Below are 19,359 nucleotides of genomic sequence, written 5' to 3' on the forward strand. Positions count from 1 at the left end.
CATGAATGAAACGTATCGCGGGGGCAACAAGTTAATCTTAGGTATTGTATTAGGTGTTATTACATTTTGGTTGTTTGCACAATCACTTGTAAATGTTGTACCGAATTTACAACAAAGTTTTGGTACAGACATGGGGACAATTAGTATTGCGGTCAGTCTAACTGCACTATTTTCAGGCATGTTTGTTGTTGGAGCAGGTGGTCTGGCAGATAAAATTGGGCGCGTGAAAATGACGAATATCGGTTTATTATTAAGTATTATTGGTTCAGCATTAATTATTATTACGAATTTACCGGCATTATTAATTTTAGGTCGTGTTATACAAGGTGTATCAGCAGCGTGTATTATGCCTTCTACATTGGCCATTATGAAAACTTATTATCAGGGTGCTGAACGTCAGCGTGCCTTAAGTTATTGGTCTATCGGTTCTTGGGGTGGCAGTGGTATCTGTTCACTCTTCGGTGGTGCAGTTGCGACAACTATGGGTTGGAGATGGATTTTCATCTTCTCAATTATCGTTGCCGTACTTTCAATGTTACTCATCAAAGGGACGCCTGAAACGAAATCAGAAATTACCAATACACATAAATTTGACGTTGCAGGGCTAATTGTTCTAGTAGTTATGTTGCTAAGTTTAAACGTTGTCATTACTAAAGGTGCAGCACTTGGTTACACATCATTATGGTTCTTTGGTTTGATTGCAATCGTAATTGTAGCATTCTTTATTTTCTTAAATGTTGAGAAAAAAGTAGATAATCCACTTATTGATTTTAAATTATTTGAAAATAAACCATATACAGGTGCAACGATTTCGAACTTCTTATTAAACGGTTTTGCAGGTACATTAATTGTAGCGAATACATTCGTGCAACAAGGTTTAGGTTATACAGCATTGCAGGCAGGATACTTATCAATTACTTATTTAATCATGGTGTTATTGATGATTCGAGTTGGTGAAAAATTATTACAAAAAATGGGTTCTAAGCGACCAATGTTATTAGGTACATTCATTGTGGTCATTGGTATTGCACTTATTTCATTAGTATTCTTACCAGGCATATTTTATGTTATCAGTTGTGTCGTAGGATATTTATGTTTCGGACTAGGCTTAGGTATTTATGCAACACCTTCTACAGATACAGCTATTTCGAATGCACCGTTAGATAAAGTTGGCGTTGCTTCAGGTATTTATAAAATGGCTTCATCACTTGGTGGCGCATTCGGTGTCGCAATTAGTGGTGCTGTATATGCTGGTGCAGTTGCTGCAACGAGCATTCATACAGGTGCGATGATTGCACTTTGGGTTAACGTATTAATGGGAATCATGGCATTTATCGCAATTTTATTCGCGATTCCTAATGATGATAAACGTGTCAAAGATGCGAAATAATAACGATGACACGCCAAGTGTTTTGATAATGATATAAATGAAAGTAAAGCAAATTAAATGAGGAAATGTATAGAGCAGTGCATATAGATAAATCTATGATTGGATTAACACTAATATAAATATAAATGAAAATGAAAAACCATCCACTTAAATTTTTGATAAGTTAGGTGGATGGTTATTTATTGCGTTGTTCTAAAAATTTGGACATTTATATGGAAAGAACTATATATAATGTGAAGGTTATGGCAATTCGCTTCAATGAAGGCGACGTGTAAAAGTGTATATTAAACGTTTCGGGGTCAGACTCCGAGAACAGTGTCCGTCATGCTTACCGCATACTAATGAAGCATTATTATATCAGTGTTTATAGCCGATTTAAGATAATAAATTTTGCTAAACAAAAAAGCCAACCCATGAATGTTGGATTGGCTTTTTACATGCATCTGAATCTCTAATTTTAAAAAAATATGAATATAAATAAGACAGTAAAAATTAAATTTCAGTTGTTGCAATTTCTTCATCTGTAGGTACATCATCGTTAAGGCCAACAAGTGCTTCAGAAACATTTCGTGAATGATAACCGATACGTTCAAGAACACCAATCATATCGATATATAGTAATCCGCCTTTTGTTGTACATTCACCACGATTAAGGCGTTTAATATGACCTTTGCGTAGTTTATGTTCAATATTAAATGATTCTCTACTACGTTCTACAATTTCATCTTTTTTCGTTTTGTCATAAACATCTAACATGTCGATGGCTTTATCAAATGACTCAGCAACATGGTTGAATAATTTATCCATACCGCGTTGTGCATCTTCTGTAATGCGAATATCTTCATCATGTTGGCGTTTTAATTGAGCGACATACTCTTCTGTTAGCTCTGCTACTTTTAAAATAGAGCGATTGACATCAAACATAACTGCTAAACGCTCAACGTCTGCCTTCGTAATGGCTTTTGTAGAAATTCTAACTAAATAATTTCGAATGCTATCATTGATTGTTTCAACAGCTTGATGCTTTTGTTCAAGCTTTTTGATCAATTTTTTATCGTCTTTTGTAATTTCGCGAATGTCTTCAAACATTGATAAGACAATCTGACCCACATTTTGTAATTCTTTTTGAGTTTCTTGTAATGCAACACCAGGTGCGTGATAAACAAGATCTTTGTTTAAGTGCTGAGGTTTATAGTCATCAGCAATATCTTTACCTGGGACAAGCTTTGTAACAATCCATGCTAAACCTGCTACAAATGGTAATTGAATCAAAGTATTTGTTATGTTGAAGATACCATGTGATACTGCAATCGTCATCGCTGGTTTTAAGTGCCATAAATCTTGTAACAAACTAATCAAATGAATCACAACTGGCAAGAAAATTGTGAAGATAATTACCCCGATTAAGTTAAAGATGACGTGTACAAGCGCCGCACGTTTTGCAGCGATTGAGCCGGCTAAACTAGCTAAGATAGCTGTAATCGTGGTACCAATGTTATCGCCTAGTAACACAGGGATTGCTGCGTTTAAGCTAATTAAATCTTGTTGATAAAATTCTTGTAAAATACCAATCGTCGCACTTGAACTTTGAACTAGTGCTGTTAACCCTGCGCCGACAATGACAGCGAGTATTGGATTTGTAGACATATCAAGCATTAATTGCTTAAATCCATCTAATGATGCTAAAGGTTTAACGGCATCACCCATAAATTCTAGACCGAAGAATAGTGAACCGAAACCGAATAGTATGCGGCCAATGTTATTGATTTTAGAGCGTTTAAAGAAAAAGATTAAGAATGCACCTAATGCTAAAATTGGCATTGCATATTCGCCTAAATCTATACCGATAATAAATGCAGTTACCGTTGTTCCGATATTAGCACCCATTATCACTCCAATGGCTTGTTTCAATGTCATAAATCCAGCTGTTACCAGTCCGATTGTGATAACTGTCGTACCTGAACTACTTTGTATTAAAATAGTTACAACGATACCTGCAATAACACCTAATACTGGATTTGATGTAAATTTGTTTAAAATATCTCGTAGCCTGTCTCCTGCTGATGCTTGAAGCCCGTCTCCCATGATTTTTAAGCCGTAAAGGAAAATACCTAAACCACCTAAAAAGGAGAAAATGACTTCTGTAACCGACATTTCCATTATTTCACCTCAAATAAGCTTTATATTTAGATTATCGCTTATAATTGTAAATTTAATGTTAAGATTAGGTAAAATTATTTAACAATATATGTTATTTGTATATGACTTGTAAAATATCGTCACTTATTATGTAAATTTTCAGTGTGAAATGGCAGGTTTGCAATCACTTGTTTAACAAAATGATGCAATCAATCATGTAATTATGTTTCATCAAAAAAATCATGAGAGTGGAACAACGAAATAATTTTTATGAAAACATCATTTCTGTCCCAGTCTCATGATTTGAAATCACCAAATAAAAATCTATTAATGGTTTTCGTTATAACAATTTGTGTTCTTTTAATAATGACTCAATGTACGTACCTTTTATCTTTTTAAGGAATCCTGCTAATGCGAGTTTTTGCATTTTCGAATCTTTAGTAATCTCACGCAAATCTTGGTGGTCATTCAGTTCGTATATGGCATCCATTAAGACGCGAAGATCAAATGGACTATTGATGACTTCTGGAATACCACGATCTATATTTAGTAATTGATAAACAGCTTCCATGGCAGTACGAACCGAATATTCTGTTGTAAATACAGTGTCTCGCTCTGTTTCTGCAAAGTTACCAATAAATGCTAAGTTCTGAGATTGATGCGGGACGACTAAAGGTCTGTCGCCGATAGCACGCGTCATGAAATAAGATGTGATATATGGCATATAAACAGGAATCGTATTAGATGCATGTTTTGCTAAGTCTTCAATTTTGTCAGTTGATACACCTAAGTGATACAGCCATTCTTGGCATATTTCATTACCACTACATTCTGTAATTGGCTTTTTAATATAATCGCCGTTTACATCTGAATATAAGGCATAAATCCATGTAGATATTTCATTTTCAGGTTGGTCTTTAAACTGTTGCTGACGATTGATTGTAAAACTCATTTGCCATGCAGAATCATTGATTGTAATAATACCGCCTGTAACTGTTTTGCCTGCAAGTGGGTCACGTTTACAAATACTTTCTATTGTATCGATAATCTCTTTATTGTTTGTTGTAGAAGTTGCTGAAACAAACCAACTTTTTTTAGGAATATTTTGGCAAAACTTATCAGGATTACCAAATTCAGGACTTTGTCGCGCTAAATTTTTCCATAGTGTCCAACTACCACCTAATTCGTCAGTTGGTGGCGCTGGTGTATCATTATCACCATAAGTAGAGCTTTCTGTAATACTACCGTTTGTCACAAAGACAAGATCGTTTATAGTCAGTTTAATAGATTCTGCATTACCATTACGGTCAATTAATATTTCTCGGGCAATTTTTTGACTTGTCGTAACATCTATTTTAATATCTTCGACTTTTACATCGTATTCAAATTGAACCCCATGCGATTTTAAATATTCAACCATAGGTAATACTAAAGATTCATATTGATTATATTTAGTGAATTTTAAAGCTGAAAAGTCTGCGAGACCACTAATATGATGAACGAATCGCATTAGATAGCGACGCATTTCCATTGCAGAATGCCACGGTTCAAATGCAAACATCGTTTTCCAGTAAATCCAAAAGTTTGAATTAAAGAAGTCATCGGAAAATACATCTGTTATTTTGACATCATCTAAATCTTCTTCATTCGTTAAGCATAAATCTAAAATTTCTTTAATCGCCGTTTTAGTCAAAGTGAAGTCTCCGTCTGTGACTAAACGTTGACCCTGTTTCTCAATAACACGACAGCGAGAATAGTTAGGGTCTTCTTTGTTTAGCCAATAGAACTCATCTAATACAGACGCGTTATCGATTTCTAATGAAGGGATAGATCTGAATAAGTCCCACAAACATTCAAAGTGGTTCTCCATTTCACGACCACCGCGGACAACATAGCCTTTTAAAGGCATATTTTCACCATCAAGACTACCACCTGCTTTAGGTAACTCTTCTAAAATATGAATCTTCGAACCTTCCATTTGACCATCCCTTATTAAAAAACAAGCTGCAGCAAGTGAAGCTAGACCAGATCCGATTAAGTAAGCGGATTTGTTTTCTACATTTTCAGGTTTTTTAGGGCGCGCAAATGCTTCATAATTTCCATAACTGTAATACATATCCACCAAGTCCTTTCGTATTAGAATACACTCAGACTATACCCCTTTGTGAATTGCAAATATTAGTATTTATATTGGTAAATTTGACGAAATTAGATCATTTTTATATTTTTGATTTTTAAAATTTTATCACTCGAATGTTTTTGGATTCTGAGGTGCGGGACTTGGAATAATTATGTATTTTGAAAGAAGTTACTTAAACTAACGCCTAGTAGAGTGATAATTCCGCCTATAATAGCAAGGGTTGTTGGTAGCTCGTCTAATAACAGATAAGATAATAATAAAGAAACGATAGGTGTTAAATAAAGAGACATTGTTGCATCAGAGACACCAACTGACTTCACAATATAAGCAAGCAAAACGTATGGAATTATAGTAGGGAATATAGCTAAATAAAGTACCGATACTATTGATGTAAAAGTGGCGCCGTGTATATCGTTGATGATTTCAGGAATAAAAATAAGCATAAATGGTGAGCTTGCCATTATTGTATATAGTGTGAAAGCGATGAAGCCGTATTTTTCTATGTATTTTTTCTGGAAAGTAAAATACAAACTTTCACTAAAAGATGCAAGTAAAATAATAAAAACACCTAATACATTAATAGTTGTGTAATCATCTTTACTTATTGAAATAATGGATATTCCTATAAATGCGACGAGTGAACTTAACCAATTCCATTTTGAAAAATGCTCTTTTAAAAATATATAAGCTAAAGCACTAGAAAAAATAGGCGTTGTAGAGACTAGAATTCCAGATATACCTGCACTAATCAAAGTTTCACCAAAATTTAAAGCTGTGTGATATATCACAAATCCACAAAATCCTAAAATAAAAATAACAGGGATATCTCTTAGTTCAGGGGTAGGCAATTTCTTTATAATTACGAACGGCAAGAGAATTATTGTTGCTAAAATTAAACGAAATGCCGACAATGATTCTGCACTAAAATCATTTAACGCAATCTTTATCATTGGAAATGCAGATCCCCACAATATGATAGTAAATAAATATGATAGAAAAGTAGTGTCTCGAAGTTTATTCATTAATATCATCACTCCTTTAATTATGTGTTTCTATATTAAAAAATATGATTTAAAATGAGTACAACCAATTTTGAATGGATTTACCTATCCAATTTTAAAAGGGAGGGAGAAGATGGCTAAATATAAAGATATTGCTAGTGACATAAGAGATAAAATAATCACAGGGGATTGGTTTTATGGAATGAAAATACCTTCACATAGGCAGTTGGCGATACAGTACAACGTAAATAGAGTAACGATTATTAAAAGTATTGAGTTATTAGAAGCTGAAGGATTTATCTATACTAAAGTAGGTAGTGGAACATATGTTAATGACTATTTGAATGAAGCACATATTACAAATAAGTGGTCTGAAATGATGTTATGGTCCTCTCAACAAAGAAGTCAGTATACGGTGCAATTAATTAATAAAATTGAGACAGATGATTCGTATATACATATAAGTAAAGGTGAATTGGGTATATCGTTAATGCCACATATTCAATTGAAAAAAGCCATGTCTAATACAGCCAGTCATATTGAAGACTTATCTTTTGGTTATAATAATGGCTATGGTTATATCAAGTTAAGAGATATTATCGTTGAACGAATGTCAAAGCAAGGTATAAATGTAGGTAGAGAAAATGTAATGATCACTTCAGGCGCTTTACATGCCATTCAACTTTTATCTATTGGGTTTTTAGGTCAAGATGCCATAATAATTTCGAATACACCATCATATATTCACTCTACAAATGTTTTTGAGCAATTGAATTTTAGACATATTGATGTTCCTTATAATCAAATTAATGAAATTGATACCATCATTGATAGATTTATTAATTTTAAAAATAAAGCGATTTATATAGAACCTAGGTTTAATAACCCGACAGGTCGTTCTTTAACGAATGAGCAAAAGAAAAATATAATTACTTATAGCGAAAGACATAATATTCCTATCATTGAAGATGATATCTTTAGAGATATTTTCTTTAGCGATCCAACTCCTTCTATCAAAACTTATGATAAATTGGGAAAAGTTATACATATAAGCAGTTTTTCAAAAACGATTGCACCAGCAATAAGAATAGGTTGGATTGTTGCTTCTGAAAAAATAATAGAGCAATTGGCAGATGTAAGAATGCAAATTGACTATGGATCCAGTATTTTGTCACAAATGGTTGTATATGAGATGTTGAAAAATAAGTCTTATGATAAACACTTAGTAAAGTTAAGGTATGTTTTAAAAGATAAACGAGACTTTATGTTAAACATCCTCAATAATTTATTTAAGGATATAGCACATTGGGAGGTTCCAAGTGGAGGTTATTTTGTATGGTTAGTCTTTAAAATAGATATAGATATTAAATATTTATTTTACGAATTGTTAAGTAAAGAAAAAATATTAATCAATCCGGGTTACATTTATGGCAGTAAAGAAAAGAGTATAAGGCTATCTTTTGCCTTTGAATCAAATGAAAATATTAAGCATGCGCTCTATAAAATTTATACATATGTGAAAAAGGTTTAATTAAAACAATAATTCGAATCATTATGTGGCATGTTAAACAGCTAAATATAAGCTATGCACATTTAACAAGCGGATACTCCTGACGCAATTATAGTATCATTACATATTGTTTAATCGTTTGGGGTAATGTAATTAAAAGGTAAAATAGGCAGAGTGTTATACATAAAATGTAAAGAAAGAGGCGATAGAATGTCTAAAATCAGGTCTTTTACAATATTAAGTCTACTTATTTACTTAGCTATGATGTGCTATACAGTAGTGACCTATCCAAAATTACCAACCAAAGTGCCTATTCATTATAATTTAGCAGGGGATGCTGATAATTTTGCTGATAAATGGGTGCTGCTTTTGATTAATAGCGCATTTATAGTGATTTGGCTTATATTTTTCATTGCAGGTAGATACTATGAACGATTTGCCAAATGGTCACATTATAATCATACACCACGTGAAATTCGAGCGATTAAATTATTTTTAAGTACGTTAAATTTAGAGATTATGAGCTATATGTCTATCTTCACAGTATTAGAAATTTGGCAAATACAACACCATCATCAATTCAATTTACTATGGTTTAATATGATATTTATCATTATCATTGGTTTGACGCTTGTCATATTTTGTTTACTTCCTACAATTCATAAAATGAGAGATTCTCAATAAAAATATAAACTCTCATGATGCAGTTTTGAAGCGAATTCCTGAGATTATTATAAATAATATCTAGTATTTATAATTAAAATGATATATTATTTATTATAGTTAAATATTGTGTATATTTTGTGAACTTTTTGTAAAAATTCGATTGCCTGTCACATATAGGAGTGTTACATTTTAAATATGTGATCATCGCAAAATATAAGTTGAAATAGGTTGTAGATTAATCAGAATGATAAATATTTTATATAAAGAGAGGGAGTCATTATGACACTACTTACTGTAAATCCATTCGATAATGTCGGATTATCAGCCTTAGTTGCAGCAGTACCTATTATTTTATTTTTATTATGCTTAACCGTTTTTAAAATGAAAGGCATTTATGCAGCATTGACAACTTTGGTTGTTACATTGATTGTGGCTTTATTTGTATTTGAATTACCAGCGCGTGTATCAGCAGGTGCGATTACAGAAGGCGTTGTTGCCGGTATTTTCCCAATAGGATATATCGTTTTAATGGCAGTTTGGTTATATAAAGTTTCTATTAAAACAGGACAATTTTCTATTATTCAAGATAGTATTGCAAGTATTTCAGTGGACCAAAGAATCCAACTATTATTAATTGGATTTTGTTTCAACGCATTTTTAGAAGGTGCAGCAGGATTTGGTGTGCCAATTGCGATTTGTGCAGTATTATTAATTCAACTTGGATTTGAACCATTAAAAGCAGCGATGTTATGTTTAATTGCTAATGGTGCGGCGGGTGCCTTTGGTGCAATTGGTTTACCAGTTAGTATTATTGATACGTTTAACTTAAGTGGAGGCGTTACAACATTAGATGTTGCGAGATACTCAGCATTAACACTTCCAATTTTAAACTTTATTATTCCATTTGTTTTAGTATTCATTGTAGATGGTATGAAAGGTATTAAAGAAATTTTACCTGTCATTTTAACAGTGAGTGGTACATATACTGGATTACAATTATTATTAACAATATTCCATGGTCCAGAACTAGCAGACATTATTCCATCACTAGCAACAATGGTGGTGTTAGCATTTGTTTGTCGTAAATTTAAACCGAAAAACATTTTCAGATTGGAAGCGTCTGAACATAAAATTCAAAAACGAACGCCTAAAGAAATTGTCTTTGCTTGGAGTCCGTTCGTAATTTTAACTGCCTTTGTATTAGTATGGAGTGCACCATTCTTCAAAAAATTATTCCAACCTGGAGGTGCACTTGAAAGTTTAGTAATAAAATTGCCAATTCCAAATACTGTGAGTGATTTATCGCCTAAAGGAATTGCGTTGCGTCTCGATTTAATTGGTGCAACTGGGACAGCGATTTTATTAACAGTAATTATTACAATTTTAATTACGAAGTTAAAATGGAAAAGTGCAGGTGCTTTATTGGTCGAAGCAATTAAAGAATTATGGTTACCGATCCTTACAATTTCAGCTATCCTAGCTATTGCTAAAGTTATGACATACGGTGGTTTGACTGTAGCAATTGGACAAGGTATTGCTAAAGCGGGAGCAATTTTCCCATTATTCTCTCCAGTATTAGGTTGGATTGGTGTGTTTATGACTGGTTCAGTTGTAAATAACAATACTTTATTCGCACCTATTCAAGCGACAGTGGCACAACAAATTTCAACAAGCGGTTCATTACTTGTGGCAGCTAACACTGCAGGTGGTGTAGCAGCGAAACTTATTTCACCACAATCAATTGCCATTGCGACTGCAGCTGTTAAAAAAGTTGGTGAAGAATCTGCATTATTAAAAATGACGTTAAAATACAGTATTATATTTGTTGCTTTTATTTGTGTTTGGACGTTTATACTAACGTTAATATTCTAAATATAAATAATGTTGTCACTTGGATTCAAATGACATTTTAAATCTAATTATTCATGAATCGAACTAGTACGAAATGCAATGAGCATCTTGTCTAGTTCGATTTTTTAATGCCTAAAAATGTCATATATGTAATCAGAGTAGAAAGTGTTGAGGCGTTTCAGAAGTTGTTTAGAAAAGTAAGTAAAATAAAAAATGCACTGAGCAACAAAAGATGTTGCTCGTGCATTTAGATGATTCTTATCATTTCAAATAAGAATGTGTTAATCAACGTATATAAGTTAAAATTGGTTTGGATAAAATGATATCTATCGTTGTGTATTGTTTGTTTTTATAGTTCGCGACGACGTCCAGCTAATAACGCTGCACCTAAGGCTAATGATAATCCACCAAATACAGTTGTACCGATGAATGGATTTTCTTCACCAGTTTCTGGTAATGCTTGAGCTTTGTTAGCATCTGCATGGTTTGCTGGTTGCTTCTTATCAACAACAAGTTCTTGACCAGGTTTGATCATGTTTTTATCAGCTAATTTGTTATCTGCAGCAATTTTGTCAGCAGTAGTGCCGTTTGCTTTTGCAATGTCATTTACTGTATCACCAGGTTTAACGACATGTACTCCGTTACCATCTTCTTTACCAGGTTTGTTGCCATCTTCTTTGCCAGGCTTGTTGCCGTCTTCTTTACCAGGTTTTTTGTTGTCTTCTTTACCAGGCTTGTTGCCATCTTCTTTACCAGGTTTTTTGTTGTCTTCTTTACCAGGCTTGTTGCCGTCTTCTTTGCCAGGCTTGTTGTTGTCTTCTTTACCAGGCTTGTTGTTGTCTTCTTTACCAGGCTTGTTGTTGTCTTCTTTGCCAGGCTTGTTATTGTCTTCTTTGCCAGGCTTGTTATTGTCTTCCTCTTTTGGTGCTTGAGCATCGTTTAGCTTTTTAGCTTCTGCTAAAATTTCTTTGCTCACTGAAGGATCGTCTTTAAGGCTTTGGATGAAGCCGTTACGTTGTTCTTCAGTTAAGTTAGGTAAATGTAAAATTTCATAGAAAGCATTTTGTTGTTCTTTGTTGAATTTGTTGTCAGCTTTTGGTGCTTGAGCATCATTTAGCTTTTTAGCTTCTGCTAAAAGGTTAGCGCTTTGGCTTGGGTCATCTTTTAGGCTTTGGATGAAACCATTGCGTTGTTCTTCGTTTAAGTTAGGTAAATGTAAGATTTCATAGAAAGCATTTTGTTGTTCTTTGTTGAATTTGTTATCCGCTTTCGGTGCTTGAGATTCATTTAACTTTTTAGCTTCTGACAATAGGTTAGCACTTTGGCTTGGGTCATCTTTTAAGCTTTGGATGAAACCATTGCGTTGTTCTTCGTTTAAGTTAGGCATATTCAAGATTTCATAGAAAGCATTTTGTTGTTCTTTGTTGAAATTGTTATCAGCTTTCGGTGCTTGAGATTCGTTTAATTTTTTAGCTTCACCTAAAACGTTAGTGCTTTGGCTTGGGTCGTCTTTAAGACTTTGAATGAAGCCGTTACGTTGCGCTTCGTTTAAGTTAGGCATGTTCAAGATTTCATAGAAGGCGCTTTGTTGATCTTTGTTGAAGTTATTTTGTTGCGCATCAGCTTTTGGAGCTTGAGAGTCATTAAGTTTTTGAGCTTCACCTAAAACGTTAGCACTTTGGCTTGGATCATCTTTAAGGCTTTGGATAAAACCATTGCGTTGATCAGCATTTAAGTTAGGCATATTTAAGACTTGATAAAAAGCATTTTGTTGAGCTTCATCGTGTTGCGCAGCATTTGCAGCAGGTGTTACGCCACCAGATATAAGTAATGTACCTAAAGTTACAGATGCAATACCTACACCTAGTTTACGAATTGAATAAATGTTTTTCTTTTTCAAATTAATACCCCCTGTATGTATTTGTAAAGTCATCATAATATAACGAATTATGTATTGCAATACTAAAATCTATATTTATAATTAAATTTAAAGGTAAGTTTTACAACTTATAAAATAAATATTTTGCTGAAAGATTTATTCAGGAAGTAAAAGGCTTAAAACCGCAAAATCACGCTATTTCGATTAATAAAAACAGATAAAATATAGAGATATTTTTTATAATGAAAGCGGTTTAATACATATGAGTTAAAAAATATTTTTAAGAATAAAGTGGGGCTTTGAATGTGCTGAGGTTTAATTTCGGAAATGGTTTTAAGTGATATAGAAAATAGAAAGTTGTTCATTATGTGCTGAGGTTTTATTAAAAAATAGAAAACACAAGTGCACTTTAGAATACAGCACACTTGCGTAATAGAGATATTATTCAAAAACAAGATGTAAATGATCTTTATCTGCTAATAATTGATTCACTTGAGCTAATAATTGTTCAGCATGGTCTTGCTGCGCGTCATCCATATGAATTAAAATTTTTCTTTCATCTTCAGTTGAGCGTTCTTTTATTAGATAGCCTTGCTTTTTTAAATTATTGAGAGCTCTAACAGTTTGAGGGTATTTATGGTGGATTGTTTCAATTAAATCTTTAAGAAGAACGATGTTTTTATTTTGAGAAGTGATAATAGCTAGAATTGTGAATTCTACAAAACTTAATGTTAGATGTTTTTTGATAATATTCTTGAAATACATTGTATACATCATCAAGTTTAGAAATTCTTTACTATCTTTTGGTATCATCTGTGATTCACTTTGATCTGCAAGGTTAAATTGTTTAATGATTTGATCAAACAATGTAACACGTTCTGCAATTTTCTCTCGTTGTTCTTCAGATATTGAAATGTAAGTATTACGCTCATCAATTTTACTTCGAACTTTACTAATATATGAATGTTTCACAAGTACTTTTATATGCTGTACTAAATCCGATTGTTTATAACATAAATCTGAAACAATCTTCTTAAATGGAAGTGTGTTTTCTTGCTGATGAAATAAATAAGTCAGTAATATAAATTCTTTTATAGTCATATCGACTTCAGGCTTGACTTTTTTCTTAAAACGAAACATATATGCTTCAATGATTATAAAATCTCTAATTTTGTCATGGTTATTATATTTCATTGTTTTATCTCCTTGTATATGCACTTTATTTTAATATAACACAATATAATAAGAAAAATAATCCATAATTTACAATTAAAAATAATATGATATTTTTATTAAAATTTGTGTTTTTGAATAAATGACATTATCAAACACTATATTTAAATAAGAAATAGTTATCGATATTTGAAAAATCGAAGAATATTGATTGATATTATAGAATATGAGTCGGTGTTATTTGTATATAAAGTATTAATATGTAATTAAGAAAGTCGACGCTTGTTAACAATAACAACAACTATATGTATAAAAAAACCTCGCAACGGTTAGTTAACTGAATCATTTAGCTAACTTCGTTGTGAGGTCATTTTGTTTTAATAATATCGTTATAACTTTTTCACGGTTAATAATAAGTATATGAAGAATGGGGCACCAAAAGCAGCAATAAATACACCTGCTGGCACTTCTTTAGGCAAGAATAAGGTACGCCCAATTAAGTCTGCAATAACAATTGATATGGCACCAATCATTGCTGACATTAGTAACTTTTTAGCATAACTTCCGCGAACGATTGTTTTCGCGATATGTGGTGCGATTAAACCGACAAACCCAATGTTACCTACTAAACTGATTGCCATAGATACGAGTATAGTAGAAGTGATTAATTGGATTAGTTTCATACGTTGTACATGTAAGCCTAAGCCAATCGCTACAGGGTCATCAAGTATAGATATTTTCATTTTTGGTATAACAAGAAATAACAACGGCACAACAGCTAAAATAACCATACCCAAAATGATTGTATCTTTAAACGTAGCACCGTAAAGACTTCCGACTAGCCATGTATAAGCTTTGGCAGCAGATAATTGCTTCGTTGTAATGAGTAATCCTTGGACAAGCGCAATAAACAACGTTTGCATCGAAATACCGATGATTATGAGTGTTGTCGGGCGTATTTGTCCTTTCGTTTGAAACACTAATAGTATCATCATTGCAACTGCGCCACCTAATACTGCAAATAGTGGAAGTAAATGTATTGTTAAATGGCTGAAAAATGCAATAAAGACAACAGCACTTAAGCTAGCACCACCTGTGATACCGATAATATCAGGTGAGGCAATTGGATTTTTTAATACATTTTGCAACATTAAACCACTCATTCCTAGTGCGGCACCTGCTAAAATCGCAAGTGTAATGCGAGGTAAGCGTAATACTTCTAAAGTGAATTGATCCATACTGTCATTTGGATTTATAAAGTACATCAGTACGCGTTGTAATGGTATAAAGCTTGAACCAATCATCATACTTACCACTGAAACGATGGCTAAAAAGATTAACGCGAAGATGAGATGGTAATTGTCTTTTTTATTAATCTTTTCGGTCATAAGCGTTGACGTCCTTTCTTCATAATATAGATTAAGACAATAGCGCCAATGACAGCGGTAACGACACCGATAGGCAACTCTAGTGGCTTAATTATTATACGAGCAACAATGTCTGAAATGATCATTAGGATTGCTCCAGCTAATGCAGTAAAAGGAATTAAATACTTATAGTTTGGTGGTAATAATCGTTTGCTAATATTCGGTACGATAAGACCCACAAAGACGATTGATCCAGCTACGGCTACCGAAATACCGGCTAACATACTGATGAGCATAATAATCATCCATTTGATTAATTTTATGTTTTGACCGAGGCCGGTTGCAATGTCGTCACTTGTCATCAAGATGTTGATGTGTGCAGCCATGCTAAATGCAATTAAAATAAGTATCAATACAAGCGGAATAATCCATGGGATATCCCAAATATTACGTAATGAAACGGAGCCACTTAACCAAAATAATAGGCCTTGTAAGTCTGTTTCGTTCATAATAAGTATGCCTTGAGTAAAGGCTGTAAATAGCATCGCAATCGCAGCACCTGCCAAAATGACACGGTGAGGTGAGAATAGTGTTTGTCTAAACATACCTAGTGCAACAACTAATACAGTAACAACAATAGCCCCCAAAAATGCAATAACTACAATCATTTTAAAAGATTGAATTTGGATAAATGTAATACTAAAAATGACAAAAAATACTGCGCCTGCATTGACACCGAAAAGCCCTGGTGAGGCTATTGGGTTTCGTGTAAGTGCTTGCATCAACAAACCTGAGACAGCAAGGGCAGCACCAGTCAATAACGCAATGATTGTTCTCGACGCCCGTGCACCAGTGACAACATCATGTAAATCGTTTTCACTATCAAAGTTGAATAACGCCTGTATCACCGTACCTGGTGACACAAGCGTATTTCCAATCATTAAACTTAAGATAGCTACTATTGCAAGACATAAACCAGCAATAACGATTTGGTATTTTGGTTTAAGTAGCATCGTAAAACTCCTTAATTATTTTGATTGTTTTTCAATATTTAACTTTTCATATAAATCGTCAATAAGTTTTAATGAAGATTTATATCCGCCAGCTAAGTTCCAAGTGATTTCATCTAAATCATCAGATACTTGGTTGTTTTTAACTGCGTCTAAATTTTTCCACTCTTTACTTGAAGTCCATTCGCTTTCAGTCTTTTTAACTAATGCAGCATCTTTCGCATTTGGATCTGATTTTACTACAAAAATATGATCAGCGTTCATTAATGGAATGCTTTCTTTAGATGTAAGTTGGATAATATCTTTACCATTATCAACTTGTTTTTGTAAGTCTTTATTACGTTTGAATCCTAAATCATTTAAGATTTCACCAGCATATCCACCAGCATAAATTCTTGTATGATCAGCACGGAAGTTAACAACTGAAGCTTTCAATGGCCATGCATCTTTATACTTTGCTTTTGCATCTTTTTGGAATGCAGCTACTTTATCATCGTACTTTTTAAGTAAATCTTCAGCTTCTTTTTCTTTCCCTAAAGCTTTCCTCATTAACTTAGTTGTATCTTTGAATTTGAAAACTGTATCAGTAGAAACTGTTGGTGCGATTTTAGATAATTGATCGTAAACTTTTTCATTTCTAACTTTTGACGCGACAATTAAGTCCGGTTTTAATTTAGAGATTTCCTCTAAGTTAGGTGCAGGTTCTTGACCTACAATCTTAGTATCTTTTAAATCATTTTTTATGTATTCGAATTTCGGTTTTTGTGTCCATGATTCTACAGCACCTACAGGTTTAACACCTAAAGATACAGCGACGTCAGTGGCACCTTGATATAGCGTAACAACACGCTTTGGTTTCCCTTTAATTTCAGTTGTACCCATTGCATGTTTAATTGAAGTTGTTTCCTTATCTTTGTTATCAGATGATTGTTTATTTGAATTCCCACTACATCCTGCTAAAACAAGTAGGAAAGCAAGCGTAACAACAAGCATTTTAATTACTTTATTCATTGACTAATTAGCCTCCTTCGTGATGTATGACAATGAGAATCATTATCACGATTTAGTATGAATTAAATTTTTTCCTAAGTCAATAAAATATTTATGATTTACATGCAACTTATAATTATTTGACATATAAATGCATAAAAAATATAATCCTAATTACTTGATAGTGAGAATCATTATCAATTAGGTAACACACAATATTATAGAATTTTAAATTTGAGGAGGAAGCGCTTTTGATTGAAAAAAGTCAAGCATGTCACGATTCATTGTTAGATTCTGTAGGGCAAACACCTATGGTTCAACTTCATCAACTATTTCCGAAACATGAAGTGTTTGCAAAGTTAGAGTATATGAATCCTGGAGGCAGCATGAAAGATCGACCTGCCAAGTACATCATTGAACATGGTATTAAACATGGTTTAATCACTGAGAATACACATTTAATTGAAAGTACTTCTGGTAATTTAGGCATTGCGTTGGCAATGATAGCTAAAATCAAGGGATTAAAACTCACGTGTGTTGTTGATCCTAAAATATCACCAACAAATTTGAAAATTATTAAAAGTTATGGTGCCAATGTAGAAATGGTTGAAGAACCTGATGCACATGGGGGTTATTTAATGACTCGTATTGCAAAGGTGCAAGAACTGTTAGCCACTATTGACGATGCATATTGGATTAATCAATATGCGAATGAGTTAAATTGGCAATCCCATTATCATGGTGCAGGCACAGAGATTGTTGAAACAATTAAGCAACCTATAGATTATTTTGTCGCGCCAGTCAGCACGACAGGTAGCATTATGGGTATGAGTAGAAAAATAAAAGAAGTGCATCCAAACGCACAAATTGTTGCTGTTGATGCGAAAGGGTCAGTCATTTTTGGTGACAAACCTATTAATAGAGAATTACCTGGTATCGGTGCTAGTCGTGTACCCGAAATATTGAATAGATCAGAAATTAATCAAGTGATCCATGTAGATGATTATCAATCTGCTTTGGGCTGTCGAAAACTGATTGATTATGAAGGCATATTTGCCGGAGGTTCAACAGGTTCGATTATTGCAGCGATTGAGCAGTTGATAACGTCAATTGAAGAAGGTGCAACAATTGTCACGATTTTACCAGATCGAGGCGATCGTTACTTAGATTTAGTTTATTCAGATACATGGTTAGAAAAAATGAAATCAAGACAAGGAGTTAAATCAGAATGAATAGAGAGATGTTGTATTTAAATAGATCAGATATTGAACAAGCGGGAGGTAATCATTCACAAGTTTATGTGGACGCATTAACAGAAGCATTAACAGCCCATGCGCACAATGATTTTGTACAACCGCTTAAGCCGTATTTAAGACAGGATCCTGAAAATGGACACATCGCAGATCGAATTATTGCAATGCCAAGTCATATCGGTGGTGAACACGCAATTTCAGGTATTAAGTGGATAGGTAGTAAGCACGACAATCCATCGAAACGTAATATGGAGCGTGCAAGTGGCGTCATTATTTTGAATGATCCAGAAACGAATTATCCAATTGCAGTTATGGAAGCAAGTTTAATTAGTAGTATGCGTACTGCAGCAGTTTCAGTGATTGCAGCAAAGCATTTGGCTAAAAAAGGATTTAAAGACTTAACAATCATTGGATGCGGGCTAATCGGAGACAAGCAATTACAAAGTATGTTAGAGCAATTCGATCATATTGAACGCGTGTTTGTTTACGATCAATTCTCTGAAGCATGTGCACGCTTTGTTGATAGATGGCAACAACAGCGTCCGGAAATTAATTTTATTGCGACAGAAAATGCTAAAGAAGCAGTATCAAATGGTGAAGTAGTCATTACATGTACCGTAACGGATCAACCATACATTGAATATGATTGGTTACAAAAGGGTGCATTTATTAGCAACATTTCTATCATGGATGTGCATAAAGAAGTCTTTATTAAAGCTGACAAAGTCGTAGTAGATGACTGGTCACAATGTAATCGAGAAAAGAAAACTATTAACCAATTGGTGTTAGAAGGTAAATTCAGCAAAGAAGCTCTTCATGCTGAACTAGGACAACTTGTGACAGGTGACATACCAGGACGTGAAGACGATGATGAGATCATATTACTTAATCCGATGGGTATGGCTATCGAAGATATTTCAAGTGCTTATTTTATTTATCAACAGGCACAACAACAAAATATTGGGACAACATTGAACCTATATTAAGAAT

At 33.5% G+C, this 19,359-nt stretch carries 14 protein-coding genes; 6 read left to right on the forward strand and 8 right to left on the reverse strand.

Translation table 11 applies throughout. The annotated features are described in order from the left end of the window. Position 1 precedes the first annotated feature (1 nt). Positions 2-1,390, forward strand: coding sequence for a multidrug efflux MFS transporter NorC (gene norC / locus JG553_RS11175; RefSeq protein ID WP_001006444.1), 1,389 nt, complete (start codon positions 2-4; stop codon positions 1,388-1,390). 492 nt (positions 1,391-1,882) lie between these two features. On the opposite strand, the gene JG553_RS11180 is transcribed toward norC, so the two are convergent. The 3 genes from JG553_RS11180 to JG553_RS11190 all read right to left on the reverse strand — a co-directional run bounded on the left by JG553_RS11180 (position 1,883) and on the right by JG553_RS11190 (position 6,691). Then, positions 1,883-3,544 carry a Na/Pi cotransporter family protein gene (locus JG553_RS11180; RefSeq protein ID WP_001791835.1) on the reverse strand — a complete coding sequence of 554 codons (1,662 nt, stop codon included), beginning with the start codon at positions 3,542-3,544 and terminating at the stop codon, positions 1,883-1,885. 325 nt (positions 3,545-3,869) lie between these two features. Then, positions 3,870-5,645 (reverse strand): oleate hydratase, encoded by a 1,776-nt coding sequence (locus JG553_RS11185; RefSeq protein WP_000291842.1) that lies wholly within the window; start codon positions 5,643-5,645, stop codon positions 3,870-3,872. Between the two features lie 173 nt (positions 5,646-5,818). Beyond that, a complete protein-coding gene (locus tag JG553_RS11190) occupies positions 5,819-6,691 on the reverse strand; it encodes a DMT family transporter (RefSeq protein WP_001038103.1) in 873 nt (290 codons plus the stop codon). A gap of 112 nt (positions 6,692-6,803) precedes the next feature. On the opposite strand from JG553_RS11190, the gene JG553_RS11195 reads away from it, so the two are divergent. The 3 genes from JG553_RS11195 to JG553_RS11205 all read left to right on the forward strand — a co-directional run bounded on the left by JG553_RS11195 (position 6,804) and on the right by JG553_RS11205 (position 10,718). After that, the gene (locus JG553_RS11195; RefSeq protein WP_001151814.1) at positions 6,804-8,201 is read left to right on the forward strand and encodes an aminotransferase-like domain-containing protein; all 1,398 of its coding nucleotides are present in this window, start codon (positions 6,804-6,806) and stop codon (positions 8,199-8,201) included. 189 nt (positions 8,202-8,390) lie between these two features. Then, entirely contained in the window at positions 8,391-8,864 is a 474-nt protein-coding gene (locus JG553_RS11200) for a DUF1648 domain-containing protein (RefSeq protein ID WP_000036327.1), read from the forward strand. Between the two features lie 261 nt (positions 8,865-9,125). Beyond that, on the forward strand, positions 9,126-10,718 hold the full coding sequence (locus JG553_RS11205; protein ID WP_000173902.1) for an L-lactate permease: 1,593 nt from the start codon (positions 9,126-9,128) through the stop codon (positions 10,716-10,718). A 328-nt stretch (positions 10,719-11,046) separates the two neighbouring features. On the opposite strand, the gene spa is transcribed toward JG553_RS11205, so the two are convergent. The 5 genes from spa to sirA all read right to left on the reverse strand — a co-directional run bounded on the left by spa (position 11,047) and on the right by sirA (position 17,137). Next, complete coding sequence (gene spa, locus JG553_RS11210) at positions 11,047-12,597, reverse strand: staphylococcal protein A (RefSeq protein WP_000728764.1); 1,551 nt, start codon at positions 12,595-12,597, stop codon at positions 11,047-11,049. A gap of 420 nt (positions 12,598-13,017) precedes the next feature. After that, positions 13,018-13,770 (reverse strand): HTH-type transcriptional regulator SarS, encoded by a 753-nt coding sequence (gene sarS, locus JG553_RS11215; protein ID WP_000876756.1) that lies wholly within the window; start codon positions 13,768-13,770, stop codon positions 13,018-13,020. A 368-nt stretch (positions 13,771-14,138) separates the two neighbouring features. Then, a complete protein-coding gene (gene sirC / locus JG553_RS11220; protein WP_000136636.1) occupies positions 14,139-15,137 on the reverse strand; it encodes a staphyloferrin B ABC transporter permease subunit SirC in 999 nt (332 codons plus the stop codon). Beyond that, on the reverse strand, positions 15,134-16,129 hold the full coding sequence (gene sirB / locus JG553_RS11225) for a staphyloferrin B ABC transporter permease subunit SirB (RefSeq protein ID WP_000924997.1): 996 nt from the start codon (positions 16,127-16,129) through the stop codon (positions 15,134-15,136). The genes sirC and sirB overlap by 4 nt, the downstream gene beginning before the upstream one ends. Before the next feature lie 15 nt (positions 16,130-16,144). Further along, positions 16,145-17,137 carry a staphyloferrin B ABC transporter substrate-binding protein SirA gene (sirA, locus tag JG553_RS11230; protein ID WP_001045119.1) on the reverse strand — a complete coding sequence of 331 codons (993 nt, stop codon included), beginning with the start codon at positions 17,135-17,137 and terminating at the stop codon, positions 16,145-16,147. 230 nt (positions 17,138-17,367) lie between these two features. On the opposite strand from sirA, the gene sbnA reads away from it, so the two are divergent. After that, positions 17,368-18,348 carry a 2,3-diaminopropionate biosynthesis protein SbnA gene (sbnA, locus tag JG553_RS11235; RefSeq protein WP_000570808.1) on the forward strand — a complete coding sequence of 327 codons (981 nt, stop codon included), beginning with the start codon at positions 17,368-17,370 and terminating at the stop codon, positions 18,346-18,348. Further along, complete coding sequence (sbnB, locus tag JG553_RS11240; protein ID WP_001078456.1) at positions 18,345-19,355, forward strand: N-[(2S)-2-amino-2-carboxyethyl]-L-glutamate dehydrogenase SbnB; 1,011 nt, start codon at positions 18,345-18,347, stop codon at positions 19,353-19,355. Before sbnA ends, sbnB begins: the two co-directional genes overlap by 4 nt. Positions 19,356-19,359 lie beyond the last annotated feature (4 nt).

The organism is Staphylococcus sp. T93 (genome assembly GCF_016743875.1).
Taxonomy (GTDB): domain Bacteria; phylum Bacillota; class Bacilli; order Staphylococcales; family Staphylococcaceae; genus Staphylococcus; species Staphylococcus aureus.

Coding starts and splice junctions, on each gene's coding strand:
- norC (WP_001006444.1), top strand. CDS start 2: ATGAATGAAACGTATCGCGGGGGCAACAAGTTAATCTTAGGTATTGTA.
- JG553_RS11180 (WP_001791835.1), bottom strand. CDS start 3,544: ATGTCGGTTACAGAAGTCATTTTCTCCTTTTTAGGTGGTTTAGGTATT.
- JG553_RS11185 (WP_000291842.1), bottom strand. CDS start 5,645: ATGTATTACAGTTATGGAAATTATGAAGCATTTGCGCGCCCTAAAAAA.
- JG553_RS11190 (WP_001038103.1), bottom strand. CDS start 6,691: ATGAATAAACTTCGAGACACTACTTTTCTATCATATTTATTTACTATC.
- JG553_RS11195 (WP_001151814.1), top strand. CDS start 6,804: ATGGCTAAATATAAAGATATTGCTAGTGACATAAGAGATAAAATAATC.
- JG553_RS11200 (WP_000036327.1), top strand. CDS start 8,391: ATGTCTAAAATCAGGTCTTTTACAATATTAAGTCTACTTATTTACTTA.
- JG553_RS11205 (WP_000173902.1), top strand. CDS start 9,126: ATGACACTACTTACTGTAAATCCATTCGATAATGTCGGATTATCAGCC.
- sarS (WP_000876756.1), bottom strand. CDS start 13,770: ATGAAATATAATAACCATGACAAAATTAGAGATTTTATAATCATTGAA.
- sirC (WP_000136636.1), bottom strand. CDS start 15,137: ATGACCGAAAAGATTAATAAAAAAGACAATTACCATCTCATCTTCGCG.
- sirB (WP_000924997.1), bottom strand. CDS start 16,129: ATGCTACTTAAACCAAAATACCAAATCGTTATTGCTGGTTTATGTCTT.
- sirA (WP_001045119.1), bottom strand. CDS start 17,137: ATGAATAAAGTAATTAAAATGCTTGTTGTTACGCTTGCTTTCCTACTT.
- sbnB (WP_001078456.1), top strand. CDS start 18,345: ATGAATAGAGAGATGTTGTATTTAAATAGATCAGATATTGAACAAGCG.